This window comes from Vibrio fluvialis, from assembly GCF_900460245.1.
Classification (GTDB): domain Bacteria; phylum Pseudomonadota; class Gammaproteobacteria; order Enterobacterales; family Vibrionaceae; genus Vibrio; species Vibrio fluvialis.
This window is the reverse complement of record NZ_UHIP01000002.1, coordinates 873,679-888,264: the sequence shown is the minus strand read 5'-3', so window position 1 is coordinate 888,264 and position 14,586 is coordinate 873,679. Positions and strand designations below refer to the sequence as shown.

The window sequence follows — 14,586 nt, the reverse complement described above, 5'->3', positions numbered from 1 at the left end:
TTGAGTCAGTTAGGTTAAGGAAAACCATTTTTGGTGAAGCGAGTCTGGTTTATCGTCATAGGCTTTTTTCTGCTCTGGAGCACCGCTGCGTATCCGGAGCCTTATGCTATTGTCACACTCAACCCCAACCTTCCCCCACTCAAGTCCAGTCAGGTCAAAATGCTGTATCGAGGTCGCCTGAGCCATATTGATGAATACAACATCTCATTGCTGGATCTGCCCCATAGCTCACCTTTGCGTGAGCAGTTCTATTATGGACTGCTCGGCAAAAGCCCGGCACAGATGCAAGCCATCTGGGCCAGGCAAACTTTTTCAGGGCGCAGCAAGGCACCTTTTGAAGCCAAAAGCAACAGTATGGAAGAAATCATGGCGTGGCTAACCCACAACAAAAACGGTATCGCCTATGTCCCCGCCAGTTGGGTCAACGAGTCAGTCAACGTCATTTATGTCTTCGATAGTGAGGAAGGACTATGAAAACAACGTCTCTCATCGGCTTATTACTGTTCTCGCCATTGACGATGAGTCAGATCAATGTCGGGGAACACGTTCGGATCAGCGGTTTCGGCACGGTATCGGCCACCAAATCCGACACCTCCGTACCCATTTTTGTTCATCGCAATATTGATGACGAATGGTGCTTCGACTGCGACACCACACTGGGCTTGCAACTTGATTGGATCATCAACGATCAATGGCGGACATCAGTACAAACCGTCAAACGCCCACAAGACCACTTTTCCAGCCCGGAGCTGGAATGGGCTTATCTGGAATCGGCTTGGGGAGCCTATAGCGCCAAAGTAGGACGGCTGCGTTTACCCGTCTTTATGATGTCCGAATACTACTATGTATCGGTGGCCTATCCTTGGATTCGTCCACCACAAGATGTATACGACAGTTTATTGGGTATCACGCACTACGATGGTGCTTCTTTTGAGTGGAATAAAATGTTGACCGATGCGTCACAGCTGCGTATTTCAACCTTTGCCGCACTGCCGAGTGAAAACGACTACCGACTTTACAACACTCAGTACACGCTGGATGCCAGCTCCGCTTATGGCCTGACGATGGACTGGTATCAGGACGATAACGTATTCCGTATTGCTTATCTTACGGCCGAAGCGGATCTTAAAACTGGCTCGTATAACATTTCGCACTACGATATGGATCTGCTGGCGTTGGGTATCAACTACGCGCTGGGTGATTACCACCTGTTTTCTGAATACATCTATGACAACCAACTCTACTCCAACTGGTATGTAGGCCTGGCGCGCCAGTTTGGCAAGTGGCAGCCCTATGCGCAGTATGGTCAGCGACGCAAGTTATACAGCAATGACTCTTACTTGTTCGGCCTGCGCTACAACGTCGTGCCAAATGTCGCCATCAACGGCGAATGGCAAGTAGTCAACAGCACAGAAAATATCATCAGTGGTCACTTCACCAGAGAGCAAAACCCGCTGACCGGGATTGAGACCAAAGCCCACATCATCTCTCTGGCTATTTCGTTTACCTTTTAAGGGGGTAATTTGATAAAGATTACAGTTTTGTGAAACAAATAATGCAAAACCTACAAATGAAATAGATATGAAACAAAATTAGCACGAAATAAGTGTGCTGCTTTGGATTTGTCAATACGCAGAAATGCGGACTGAAACCATTTACATCCACTGCACATTTACACTTTTAAAGCTGAAAATATGGCCATTATTTTTCCTAGCAGAATAACCAGTTAGCCCTTACAATCCCGCCACATAAAAATAACAAACTCCCCCTATGCCAAACGCAGTCCAAACTGCGGGCAGAAACCGCTGTTGTTCATCCCCCTACAGATGGACAAATAAGCTCAACGAAACGTGAAAGGTCCCGAGTAAAAATGAGTCCAGAGAAACATCTCCTAGAATGGCAAACTAGCCAAACGATTGCTGAAGCTATGTCTCCCCTGATCGGTCAGCTATATCGTCAAAAAGGGGTGGAAGTGATCCTGTTCGGTAAAACACTGATCAACGCTGACACCATCGACATCATCAAAACTCATCGCATTGCTCGCCGCTACACTGGCTCCTCCCTCTCTCTGCAACAAACCATGCCAATCCTTCAACAACTGTCTGAGATGGAACTGTCTCCATGTCGCGTTGACATCGGTCAGATGGCACACCAGTTCTGGCAAGCTCATGAAGAAGAACACGGCCTGAAAGATTTTCTGGCGACGGCATTGCAAGGCGCGCTGAATGGCGAAGTGATGAATGAACCGAAAGATGTGGTTCTGTACGGCTTTGGCCGCATCGGTCGTCTGCTGGCTCGTCTGTTGATTGAGAAAAGTGGTCCGGGTTACCCGCTGCGTCTGCGTGCCATCGTGGTTCGCGGCGGCAAAGAAGGCGACCTGGAAAAACGTGCCAGCCTGCTGCGTCGTGACTCGGTTCATGGCCAATTCAATGGCAGCATTATCATTGATAACGAACGTAAAGCTCTGATCGCCAACGGTAACTACATTCAGTTTATCTACGCGAACTCTCCAGCAGACGTAGACTACACCGCGTACGGCATCAACAACGCTCTCGTGGTCGACAACACTGGCGTTTGGCGTGATTCTGAAGGTCTGGGCCAACACCTGGGTTCAAAAGGCGCGGCGAAAGTACTGCTGACCGCACCGGGCAAAGGCGACATCAAGAACGTTGTTTTCGGCGTGAACGAATCTGTGATTCAGCCAGAAGACACCATCATTTCAGCGGCAAGCTGCACCACTAACGCGATTACGCCTGTGCTGAAAGCGATGCACGACAAATATGGCGTGGTATCGGGTCACATCGAAACTGTTCACTCGTTTACTAACGACCAGAACCTTATCGATAACTTCCACAGCGGCGATCGCCGTGGCCGTTCCGCGTCTCTGAACATGGTGCTGACTTCAACAGGCGCAGCAAAAGCCGTCGCGAAAGCTCTGCCTGAACTGGCAGGTAAACTGACAGGCAACTCGATTCGCGTCCCAACGCCAAACGTTTCTATGGCCGTTGCGAACCTGAACCTAGAAAAAGAGACCGACAAAGACGAGCTGAACGCATACCTGCGTGATATGGCACTGAAGTCTAAACTAGCGGCTCAAATTGATTACACCGAATCGACTGAAATCGTCTCAACTGACCTGGTTGGCTCTCGCTATGCTGGTGTGGTTGATGGTGCTGCGACCATCGCTCAAGGCAACCGCTGCGTACTGTATGTATGGTATGACAACGAGTTTGGCTACAGCTGTCAGGTCGTTCACTGTATGGAACAGATGATGGGTGTTCGTTACAAAACTTATCCATCAGCGTAAAAATTTAGACTCCACAACATAATAAAAACCAATCCTGAAGATGAGAGTGTGACGACTTATACCTCTCGTGACACTCCCTTCTGACGGCATACACACCCCCGTGCTTGCCGCCCTTACCTGATGTGGGCGGCTTTTTTTCTTAACTTTCCCTCACTATTCCACTGGTTACCTATTTTTTTGGTTCTGGTTCTTATTCCTCAGCAGTAAATTTAGGTACACTTACCCGCAATCTTTCTAATCCGTTAGATTGACTAAAATCTGGCTCTTTTCTTAAAAGTTGCGGGTTAGGATATACACTTAATACGAAGCCTAAAGGCGCAGAAATTGTCGTGCTGCTGCGAAAACAACACCAATAAGCATATGAATGCTATGCAATAAATACAGCCATACCACTCACGACACAGAAATTTCTTCCCCGCAGGTAAAACACTGAAGTCAAAATAAAAGGGATCACCCCCTAATATGCCAAACGCCTTGTCAAATCTTGCTCAACGCTTTAAGAAAGCACCCAAATATGTGCGCTATGGAACCTATGCGCTCTCAGCTTATGGGCTGTACGCTCTCACGCTGGGACTTATCACACCCGCCGTGCTGCAAGCTAAAGTACCCGAACTGCTTGGTCAGCAACTGGGCCGAACGGTTGTACTGAACGAAGTTCGGATCAACCCGTTCCTGCTGCGCGCTCGCATCAACGGATTTGCGATTCAGGAAGCAAACGGACAGGATGCCTTTACTCAGTTTGATCAATTGGAAGTCGAAGTCAGTTTCTGGAAAAGCGTGTTCTCGCTGACGCCAACTGTCGATCATGTGACCTTAACGGGTCCGAAAATCGCGCTGCAACGTCTCAGTTCTGGTGAACAAGCGCGCTTCAATTTCAGCGATATCGTCGACACATTGCAGGCGAGTACTCAGCAAACACCGCCTGAAACGGCCGCGACCTCCGAAGCTGATTCCGCCATCCCGGCATTTCGCATTGGCAACATTCAGATTGCCCAAGGCAAATTCCACTTTAAAGATAATGTCACTGGCGCCAATCTGAACTACGACGGCCTGAATCTGAACCTGTCTCAGTTTGACAGTCAAGCATACAGCCTCACGCTGCCACAAAACGCGCAGGACAAAAATACCGAACTCGCCACTGCGGCCAACCACTACAACTTTGTCATTCAGGGCGTCGACAGCAGTGAGCTGTCGCTGAAAGGTCAATTCCAGCTGGCGCCATTGGAAATCGAGGGTGACATCGCCCTCAAAGGACTGACACTGCCGCCATTCTGGCCATTTACCGCTGATCAAATGAAAGCTGCGGTGACTGATGGTGCGATCAACTTCTCCGCTCATTATCTTGCTGCGCACCACGCCGATACGCTGAGCTATCAGCTGAGCGATGGTCAGTTCTCCATGAACAATCTTGTTGTCAGCGATGGTAAAGCAGCGAAAGTTAAACTGCCCTCTCTGTCTGTCAACGGCATTGGGCTGAAGAGCGAAACCCAGGTTGTCGACATTGCTGGTATTCAGATGAAAGGCCTGTGGGTGGATGCACAATTCACTCGTCAGGGATTGGATCTGCAAACGTTGTTCGAGCCGAAACAGGCGAAGAAAGAGCCAACCGCTGCGGCGCCGAAAACAAGCACCAATGCAACAGACAACGCTGCGCCAAGCTGGTTGGTACGTTTGAACCAATTTGCCATGACCGACACCGACATCAACGTCAAGGAGAGCGCACAAAGTGATGGCGTCTTCTGGCGCGTGTTCCCGATGTCGGTTACCACGGGTGCTGTGGTCAGCGATCTCAGCCAACCCATTGATTATGATGTCTCACTGGCCCTGAGCTCAAGTAGCCGTTCACAGCCAGAAAAGAGCCGAGGCGAAATCAAAACCTCAGGCAGCGTCGATGCGAAAGCACTGAGTGCACAAGGCAAGCTCGCGATCAGCGATCTGGACCTGAGCCAATTGCAACCTTATCTCAAACCTTACGTGAATCTGCATTTATCAAAAGGTCAGCTTTCCACTGCGGGTAACTACAGCGGAGACAGTCAGGGTAAAGCAACATATCAAGGTACGGCATCGGTTGATAATCTGCTCATTCGGGACACATTACAGAACCAACCTTTGGTGAAATGGCAGGCGATGAACATCGATTCACTCAATTTCGATGCTCAGAAAAACGCGCTGAAAATCAACACCATCACCTTCAATGCGCCTTACGCTAAGGTAATGATTGCCAAAGATAAACGAACCAACATTGGTAACATTGTCGTTGAAAGCAAGGCGCCGGCGGCCAAACCTGCGTCAGGCAGCCAAAAACAAGCGGTCAGCGTCAAAGCCAGCACCAGCCAATCCAAAGAGCAACCACTGGCGATTGACATTGCGGCCATCAAACTGGTCAATGGCTCGGCGTATTTCGCGGACAACTCATTAACGCCAAACTTTGCATCTGGGATTGAGTCACTGCAGGGTTCGATTCGTCACCTTTCGTCGACGCCGGGAACCAAAGCTCAGGTCGACATCGCAGGTAAGATCGATAAGTACGCACCGGTCACACTCAAAGGTGAAATTAACCCGCTGATTGAAAAACCGTATCTCGATCTGGACCTAGTGTTTAAGAGCGTTGAACTGACCTCCGTTAACCCGTATTCCGGTACCTACGCGGGTTACTACATCGATAAAGGTCAGCTTTCACTGGCACTCAACTACAAACTGGACAACAACCAGCTGGAAGGTAACAACCATCTGGTGATCGACCAGCTCAAACTGGGTAAGCCGAGCGAGTCCGATCTGGCGACCAGCCTGCCACTGACACTGGCTATCGCCATCTTGCAGGATAAAGATGGAGTCATTGATCTGGGTGTGCAGGTGTCCGGCGACGTTGACGACCCGGATTTCAGTTTCGGCAGCGTCATTCTCAAGGCACTGACCAATATCATCGTCAAAGCGGTCACTGCACCATTCTCGCTGCTCGCCAACCTGGTGGGTTCCGATGAAGAGCTCAACCACGTAGCCTTTGCATTTGGCGCGACAGAGCTGGATAAAGATGAGCAGGAACGTCTGACCAAGTTGGCTGAAGCTCTGGACTCACGCCCAGGACTGAAACTGAGCATCGCGGCATCGGTGTCTGAAGCGGACGACAGCAAAGCACTGGCAGAAATGCAGGTGCAGCAGGCACTGCAGGAGCAAAGTGGGCTGGATGCTCTGCCAACCGATTTCAGTGCGAGCCGAATTTCCGAATCAGCGCCACTGGCCGATGCGGTTGAATCACTGGCCAAAAAGCAGCTGGGTCTCAACATTCGTGAAGAACGCAATAAGGTTGAACAACAACTGACCGAGCGTGCAGAAGGCAAGGAAATAACCAAGGAGCAAATCCAGACGACGTTAATGCTTGGCCTTTACAACCAGTTGGTTAACTCGACCAACATCACGCCAAACCAGTTAGGCAATCTGGCAGAAGAGCGCGCCAAAGCCGTGAAAGCGTATCTGGTGGACCAAGCCAATATTGCTCCAGAGCGAGTATTCCTGCTTGATAGCAAAACGCACCTTAAAACAGAAGACAGTGGTGCAGAGCTCACGGTTGGTGCCAACTAACTCTATCTAAAACCGCTGACGCCCCGGATAACCCGGGGCGTTTTTTATTATTTTTGTACCATTAATATTTTATTAAAACCGATTAAAGTCAGATCAATTTTCTTATTTCCATTTATATTCAACAATAGCTTTATATAAGTACTCACTGATACGCTAAAATACGGTCAGTCATTGACTCTTTTATCCATATATACGAAGATGACAGTTCGTTTAATCGGCTATCTTGCTTGTCAAAAATTTATCAATGACAATAAGTTGACTGGTTAAACCACCTTTAAGAATATCGCGCTCTCACCGTGAGAGTGAGACAGAGGCGGAATTCACGACTGTATGTTAACAACCCAATTAACTCCTAAGTTTTTATTGCGTAAGTTAAATCGCCAATCATTAATTCATCATATATTTTTGCTTGGTTTATCAATATTAATCTACGCACTTATCTGCGTATTTTACAGCAATCGATTATTTGATTATTTGGGTAACCAATCAGTCTCACAGATTGAACAGGCACTGCAGCACACCCGCCAGCAAACACAATCCCTGATTGACCAAGTTCATACAGACGTTCCATGCAGTAACGTAGCAGAGAACCTTCGAAAGTTTGTCTTCAAGTCAGACTACGCAAAAGAAATCGGTATCTTTCATGGCTCGCCATTAATTTATTGCACCAGCTCACAAGGTGAGTCTTCGGTACGTATTTATAACTCGGTATTTCAACGTGTGGTCGCCTCCCCAACCCATGAAACTCTGACGTTCACGAAAACCGCCATAACAAAAACACACTCCGTGATATATCTCTATGCCGATGATGATTTAAACGGTGTCAGTATGGTGATTCCACCGCGTTATCTGACGAGACTTGTCACCAACATGATTGGTCATCATCATCTTCCGTTTGTTATAAAAATCTACGATAACCCAGTTTTAAATAAGCAAGCTGATGGGATAATTAAAACATTAGGATTTAAATCTCAAGTATTCCCTTTAGTATTAGAATTTTATTTAACCCCAAAAACTTACGTTCATTTTTTGTATAGTGAGGCGTGGATCTTACTGTGCGTCTATTTCATCATTCTTTCTGTATATCTGTATAAACGCAAAAAAGTGATACAGAAACAGAGCTTGGAAAGCTCAATATTACATGCACTGAAAGACAAACAGTTTAGTGTTCATTTTCAGCCTATTATTCAGGCTTCAACGCAGAAGGTAACTGGTTGTGAAGCGTTATTACGCTGGAATCATCCGACGCAAGGGCAGATCCCGCCAACGATTTTTATTCCGCTCGCCGAGCGCCTCGGATTTATCGAACAACTGACTGACTTTGTGATTGAGAAAGCGCTGAAGTTGATTGAACGCAACCCGGATCTGATGCAGGGAAAATACGTCAGTGTCAACATCGACCGTAGCCTGATGTGTGATGTCGCCTTTACCTATCGCATGGTGGAGCGGGTGATGACCAACTCGAAGTTTGCCCAGCACATCGCGTTTGAGATCACCGAAAACGGCGATTTCACCGACCATGAGCTGAACATGGTTGAGCGTAATTTTCAACTACTCAGTCAGGCTGGCATCCGTTTGTTAGTAGACGATTTCGGTACCGGTTATTCGGGTCTCAACTTTGTGCGTCAATTCCACTTCGATACATTAAAAATTGACCGGGTATTCGTGAAGAATCTGGGGCATGAGCCACATCTCAACAACTTGTTGATGTCGATGCTACAACTCGCGCAGAGCTTAGATATGCAGGTGATCGTGGAGGGCGTTGAAACTCAGGAACAGCTCGACATTTTGCGTGAACTTGGGGTGGATTACATTCAGGGTTATCTCTATTCGAAACCTCTGCCTGCGCGTGAATTTGTTGACTATCTAGCAGGTAATGCGCAAGAGAGTGAAGGCCAGCTGTCACTGGCCCTCAGCTAATTCAGAGCGATTTCTACATCGGATTCCAGCACTGTTGAACAGGCCAGCACATAGCCCTGCTCTATTTCGTCAGCACTCAACGTTTCCTGACTGTGGCTGCGCACTGTTCCCGAGGTGACGCGGCACTTGCACGAACCACAAATTCCACTGCGACACGCGGCGATAATTGGCAACTGCCCGGTTTCCAGCGCTTCGAGCAGCAAACTCTCGCTGGGCGCTTCTATGTCAGCGCCGAAGGCATCGACACGTACACGAACCGATTCAGCCACAGAAGCCTGCGTGTTCTCAGCCACGGTTGGAGTAAAGCTCTCCTGATAGAAGTGCTGCATATCGAAATCGAGCGCCTCAAGGTAGCGCTTCACATCCTGCATAAAACCTACTGGCCCGCACAGATACACCGTTCGCTGATGCAAATCCGGAATCAACGTATTGAGCCAGGATTGATCCAATCGCCCTTGCGCATGCTGAGTGCTGCCAGCCTCTTTGAGCAGCAGCTTTAGATGAAACTGCGGATACTGTTGACCCAGTTGCTCCAACTCGTTGGCGTAGATCGTTTCCGTTAAACTGCGCGCGACATGCAGAAAGTCGATGTCCACATTCCCCTGCTCCAGCCACGAACGCGCCATCGACATGACCGGCGTAATACCACAGCCAGCACTGATCAGCACCACTTTATCGCGCGCCGCGCAATCGACATTGTTAAATAGTCCTTGCGGCTTCATCACGCGAATCACGTCCCCCTGACTGAGCGACTCCAATACATGGCCGGACACTTTGCCGCCAGCCACACGTTTGACAGTGAATCGTAATACCGGCTGCTGTGGCATTGAACTGATGGAATAAGCGCGGTACTCGGTTTGTCCTGCAATATCAAAACCCAGGCTGGCAAACTGCCCCGGTTTGAAGTCAAACCCAACAGACGCATCAGGTGATGCCAACTCAAAGCTGACACAATCGGCGGTTTCTGCCCATTTGCGCGCACATACTAATTCGAGAATGTCTTGTTCTGCCCAGGCAGACATATATGTTTCTCCTCTTGCTCATAGGCCCTGCAAGCAGGGCCAGGTATTGTTACGCGGCGAGAATGGTCGCCAAATCGTTTTCAACCGTCGTGATACTGCGCAAATCAAACTGCTCTTGCAGCACCGCCATCAGATTTGGCGTCAGGAAAGCCGGCGCAGTCGGGCCGGTGTAAATCCCTTTCACACCCAGAGCGAGTAGAGTCAGCAAAATCACAATCGCTTTTTGCTCAAACCAGGACAGTACCAGAGTCAGCGGCAGATCGTTCACGCCACAATCAAATTCCTCAGCCAGTGCCAATGCCAGCTGAATCGCCGAGTACGCATCGTTACATTGGCCTACATCCAGCAGGCGCGGAATACCATTGATGTCACCGAACTGATTTTTGTTGAAGCGGAATTTGCCACACGCCAGAGTGAGGATCACACTGTCCTGCGGTGCCTGTGCGGTGAAGTCGGTGTAATAGCTGCGCTCCGCTTTGTCGCCATCACAACCGCCCACCAGGAAGAAGTGTTTGATGTTGCCCTGCTTAACCTGATCCACCACCGCTGGTGCGGCAGCCATCAGTGCGTTGCGGCCAAAGCCGACCGTAATGTAGTGCTCAATTTCATCGTGCTGGAAACCTGGCTGGCCAAGCGCGCACTCAATAACGGCACTGAAATCGTCCCCTTCTACATGCGCCACACCGGGCCAGCCGACAATGCTGCGGGTAAACAGGCGATCGGCATACTGGCCCACGTTCGGATTCAGCAGGCAGTTCGACGTCATCACAATCGCGCCGGGGAAATTAGCAAACTCTTTCTGCTGATTCTGCCATGCGCTGCCGTAGTTACCGACAAGATGCGGGTATTTGTTCAGCTCAGGATAACCATGAGCTGGCAGCATCTCACCGTTGGTGTAAACGTTAATGCCTTTGCCTTGTGTCTGTTGCAGGATTTTTTCCAGATCGTGCAGGTCGTGACCTGACACCAGAATGCATTTGCCTTTGACAGGTTTTACGTTGACCTGAGACGGCGCCGGATGGCCGAAAGTATCGGTTTCACCTTTATCCAGCATTTCCATGATGCGATAGTTCATCATGCCGATTTGCATCGCTGTCTTCAGCAACTCGCTGATGTCGGTCGGGTCAGTACCCAACCAAGCCATGATCTGATGGTATTCGGCGTAAACCGCGTCGTCGGTCTGGCTCAGAACGCGGGCATGTTCCAGGTAGGCGGCTGCGCCTTTTAGACCGTACAAACACAGCAGACGCAGGCCAATAATGTCTTCATTCAGGCTCTCTTTGCCGCGGTTAACCGCAGCGGTTGGTGCAAATGCCAGCAGCGCCACCTTATCTTGTGGCAGTTCAAACTGCGCCGCCGCCGACAAGGGCGGGATTTCAAAGCCAGTCAGCGTGGCAGCAGCACGCACCTGTTGCTCTAACTGACGTTTGTACTGATGAGACAACTGAGCAAATTCGATGATACGTTCCGGGTCGAAGTTCACATTGGTCAATGTTGCGAAAAACGCTTTCGGTGCCCACTGGTCAATTTCTTCGATGGTGACGCCGCAAACGCGGCCCAAGTTCGCCCAAAAAGAGACACCTTGCAGTGAATACACCAGCACGTCTTGCAGATCTGAGACTTCCGCCGTTTTGCCACACATGCCTTGAGAATAGGCACAGCCTTTAGCAACCGGGGTTTGAATGGTTTGTTCACATTGAATACAGAACATATTGAAGCTCCAGAGTTATGATGCGAGTTCATCTCGCTTATTTTCTTTCCGAAGCTCTAATGGCATATTACGTGCCAGTTTTTATCCATATGAATTTATTGAAAATTATCATTTTCATTACATTTAACAAGGTCATTTGGACTTACTAAAAAACAAACCAAATAACTCAAATGTGTCATTATGACTCCCACATTGATGAACGCATGGATAATGTTGTTCATGTTTGATTCATCTTGACCCGGTTAGAGTAACCACTCATGACACAGAGGAGCAGAACATGTATCGATTTCTAGTCACCGCACTGACTCTGATCACCGGATTCTTCGCTTTGATGTTCAGCCTGTTGCTGGCGATTCCCTTGACAATCGCAGCCATCATCACAGGCAAACGTCTGGAAAAGCAACTGAAACGCCGCCCTTTCTATCAGGCACAGGGTAACCAAGGCAACGTGATTGACGGCGAGTTTGAAGAAGTCTCAGGCCAAAGCCGATAAGCCATTCCAATACGCAAAAGCCGCTGGCAACTCAGTTGTCAGCGGCTTTTCTTTGGCGATAAAAAACATGGCTTGCAGATACAGGTGGCAACAAGCCACGAAAAAGATCACACCGTCATCACGACTCGCAGTGCCAGCGCAATCAACACAACACCAGATAAACGGTCAATCAGCACCGCTCGGGCACGCAGTTTATCCAACAGTCTCGGGCTCGAGAGCAAAAAAGTGATGAAGGTATACCACAAACCATCGACCACAAACGGCGTCACGACAATCAGCGCTTTGCTCGAAAACTCGTTACCTACCGCGACAAACTGGCTGAACAGTGCGATAAAAAACAGCGCAATTTTAGGACTGAGTAGTGAAATCATCAGGCCTTCACGCGCCGACTGCCATACACTGACACTCTCGCCCGATTCCAGCTTCGCAGCAACGCCGCCTTTTGAGCGCAGTGCATTCAAACCCAGATAAGCAAGATAAAACGCCCCGGCGTAACTGATGGTTTTGAACAGCAGCGGCGACTGATGCAACACCACAGCCAGACCAATCAGCGTGATAAACGCATACACCCCGATACCAAAGGCATGCGCCCACGCCGTTGCGAGACCATTTTTGCGTCCACCAGCCAAACTGTGTTTAGCGACCATCGCCAAGCTAGGGCCAGGCGACATCGCGCCAAGAATACAAATCGTGAAAAGGGAAAGCCAAACGGTAAACGTCATACAAAACTCCTTACTGGAGCCACGACATTAACAAGCATTAACTATCAATTGAAATCAACAATTCTCATAAAAGCTATGATTTATAGTCATAACCTATCGAATACGAGGTTTCTGTCATGATGGCGTGGACGAGGTTGCGCGCCCATTGATGGGAAGCTTGATTGTCGTATTTGGCATGCCACAACAACCAGTATTTATGCAGCGGCGTCGTCACCGGCAGGCGTTTGTAGACGACGTCGTAATGATGTTGCAGATTGCTGGCAATGTGCTCCGGAACCACCATCAAATGCTGGCTCAGGCATAGGGAACGAAACGCCGCTGAGAAGAACGGAACTTTGAGTGCAATGCGGCGCTGGTGACCCAATTTAGCCAGCGCTTGATCAATATAGGTATCTTTGTCGCCGCCCCCAATCACTTTGATGTGGGCAAAATTGAGCAAATCTTCCACACTGAGCTCGGTTTGAGCGGCCAACGGGTGCTGATTGTGCATCGCGACTACCGGGTAATCAGCGCCAATCAACACGGAGGAGACGCCAACCGGCGGTTCCGGCGACATGGTAGAAGCGAGTTGAATATCGGATTCGGCCATCTGCGACAGCAAATCCGGCTGCCAGAGACAATATTTCACCGATACCTGCGGTGACTGCACGGCCATTGCTTCGACAATCTCCGGCAAAATAAACTGCGCCACGTAATCACTGGAAGCAAGGACAAACTCCCCTTTCCACTGCGCAGGCTCAAACTCAGCTTCCACCATCAGTTCGTCCAGTTCCACAAACCAGTGTTCTAATTTAGCCTGAAGCTGCAGCGCTTTCGGAGTCGGGATCAGTTGGTTACCGTCACGCACCAGCAGAGGATCAGCAAACAGTTCACGTAATTGGCTGAGCTGGCGACTGACTGCTGACTGAGTGATGTTGAGTTTGTAGGCGGCCTGACTGACGTGACACTCATCCAGCAGCACTTTCAGTGAGCGCAGCAGATTGAGGTTAATGTTATTCATACTCGACCCAGGCTTTGCGCCACTCCGGAGCCGGATAGTCATCCGGCCAGAACTCAACCTGACAACAAATCAGCCCGTTGGCAACCGTATGGAACGTAATGGCCGTGGCTTGAATGACCCCATCGCTGACCTTGACGTGAGTGACAACTTCCTCGCCACTGCCAATCAGCTTCTCAACCGCGAATGTCCAACGTCCATGGGCAGGATATTCGCTATTGATACGAGCGAAATTATCGCGGCCATGAATGCGCTCTTTGGATTGCGGCCAATGAATCACACAATCCTCGCTCAGCCATTGGCTGGCCTTAAAGAAATCGTTGCTGGCCATCGCTTGCCAGTAGTGTTCGACGACTTGTTGTGCGTTCATTCAGACCTGCTTAGTGGTGTTAAAAAATTCTTTGAGTACCGCATGTGTCATCAGATTGCGCAGTTGAGGATTGAGCTGTAGCTCATCGCGAATGGCATTGAGTTCAGCCATGCTTTCCACTTCCACATACAGCATCAAATCCGTTTCGCCGCTGATGGCATGGCACCACTTGATGCCGGGAATCTGATACAGCTTTTCAGCATAGCGCTCACACGAGTGCAAACTGGCCGAGGTATCGAACTTGAGCGCGAAGTAAGCGCACACATTGTTGTTTTTTTCTGGCTGCGCCACCTGAGCGTGATAGCCCAGAATGACTTTATCCTGTTCGAGCTTTTTGATCCGAGCGGTCACGGCAGAACGGGAAAGACTGACTTCACGGGCGATGTCGCTAACGGACATACGGGCATCGCGCCGAAGTAAGTCGATGATCTGATTGTCAAATTTATCCATTGTTATTATTTCCAC

At 49.3% G+C, this 14,586-nt stretch carries 12 protein-coding genes and 1 pseudogene; 7 read left to right on the top strand and 6 right to left on the bottom strand.

Annotated features, from left to right (window positions below):
• The first annotated feature begins 33 nt into the window (after positions 1 to 33).
• From DYA43_RS19115 to DYA43_RS23155, 6 genes and pseudogenes are all read left to right on the top strand, one after another.
• Complete coding sequence (locus DYA43_RS19115) at positions 34 to 474, top strand: hypothetical protein (protein WP_225869409.1); 441 nt, start codon at positions 34 to 36, stop codon at positions 472 to 474.
• Positions 471 to 1,514, top strand: a complete 1,044-nt coding sequence (locus DYA43_RS19110) for a hypothetical protein (RefSeq protein WP_061055399.1) — start codon at positions 471 to 473, stop codon at positions 1,512 to 1,514. Before DYA43_RS19115 ends, DYA43_RS19110 begins: the two co-directional genes overlap by 4 nt.
• A 356-nt stretch (positions 1,515 to 1,870) precedes the next feature.
• Positions 1,871 to 3,307 (top strand): glyceraldehyde-3-phosphate dehydrogenase, encoded by a 1,437-nt coding sequence (locus DYA43_RS19105; RefSeq protein ID WP_024375360.1) that lies wholly within the window; start codon positions 1,871 to 1,873, stop codon positions 3,305 to 3,307.
• A gap of 462 nt (positions 3,308 to 3,769) precedes the next feature.
• Positions 3,770 to 6,886 carry a DUF748 domain-containing protein gene (locus tag DYA43_RS19100; protein WP_061055398.1) on the top strand — a complete coding sequence of 1,039 codons (3,117 nt, stop codon included), beginning with the start codon at positions 3,770 to 3,772 and terminating at the stop codon, positions 6,884 to 6,886.
• A 330-nt stretch (positions 6,887 to 7,216) separates the two neighbouring features.
• Positions 7,217 to 7,681: pseudogene (locus DYA43_RS23160) on the top strand (CSS-motif domain-containing protein); the annotation flags it as partial.
• 327 nt (positions 7,682 to 8,008) lie between these two features.
• Positions 8,009 to 8,806, top strand: coding sequence for an EAL domain-containing protein (locus DYA43_RS23155; RefSeq protein ID WP_225869408.1), 798 nt, complete (start codon positions 8,009 to 8,011; stop codon positions 8,804 to 8,806).
• Here DYA43_RS23155 and DYA43_RS19090 read toward each other — a convergent pair.
• Positions 8,803 to 9,828 (bottom strand): FAD-binding oxidoreductase, encoded by a 1,026-nt coding sequence (locus DYA43_RS19090; RefSeq protein ID WP_061055397.1) that lies wholly within the window; start codon positions 9,826 to 9,828, stop codon positions 8,803 to 8,805. The genes DYA43_RS23155 and DYA43_RS19090 overlap by 4 nt on opposite strands.
• Positions 9,829 to 9,877: 49 nt before the next feature.
• Complete coding sequence (gene hcp, locus DYA43_RS19085; RefSeq protein WP_061055396.1) at positions 9,878 to 11,539, bottom strand: hydroxylamine reductase; 1,662 nt, start codon at positions 11,537 to 11,539, stop codon at positions 9,878 to 9,880.
• A 277-nt stretch (positions 11,540 to 11,816) separates the two neighbouring features.
• Between hcp and DYA43_RS19080 the strand changes: the two genes are divergently transcribed.
• Positions 11,817 to 12,032 (top strand): FxsA family protein, encoded by a 216-nt coding sequence (locus DYA43_RS19080; protein ID WP_061055395.1) that lies wholly within the window; start codon positions 11,817 to 11,819, stop codon positions 12,030 to 12,032.
• A gap of 107 nt (positions 12,033 to 12,139) precedes the next feature.
• Here the strand turns inward: DYA43_RS19080 and DYA43_RS19075 are convergent, their stop codons facing one another.
• The 4 genes from DYA43_RS19075 to DYA43_RS19060 all read right to left on the bottom strand — a co-directional run bounded on the left by DYA43_RS19075 (position 12,140) and on the right by DYA43_RS19060 (position 14,571).
• The gene (locus DYA43_RS19075; RefSeq protein WP_024375202.1) at positions 12,140 to 12,754 is read right to left on the bottom strand and encodes a LysE family translocator; all 615 of its coding nucleotides are present in this window, start codon (positions 12,752 to 12,754) and stop codon (positions 12,140 to 12,142) included.
• A 73-nt stretch (positions 12,755 to 12,827) separates the two neighbouring features.
• Positions 12,828 to 13,754 carry a LysR family transcriptional regulator gene (locus DYA43_RS19070; RefSeq protein ID WP_061055394.1) on the bottom strand — a complete coding sequence of 309 codons (927 nt, stop codon included), beginning with the start codon at positions 13,752 to 13,754 and terminating at the stop codon, positions 12,828 to 12,830.
• Positions 13,747 to 14,121 carry a nuclear transport factor 2 family protein gene (locus DYA43_RS19065; protein WP_061055393.1) on the bottom strand — a complete coding sequence of 125 codons (375 nt, stop codon included), beginning with the start codon at positions 14,119 to 14,121 and terminating at the stop codon, positions 13,747 to 13,749. The genes DYA43_RS19070 and DYA43_RS19065 overlap by 8 nt, the downstream gene beginning before the upstream one ends.
• The gene (locus DYA43_RS19060) at positions 14,122 to 14,571 is read right to left on the bottom strand and encodes an Lrp/AsnC family transcriptional regulator (protein WP_020328986.1); all 450 of its coding nucleotides are present in this window, start codon (positions 14,569 to 14,571) and stop codon (positions 14,122 to 14,124) included.
• Between the last annotated feature and the right edge of the window lie 15 nt (positions 14,572 to 14,586).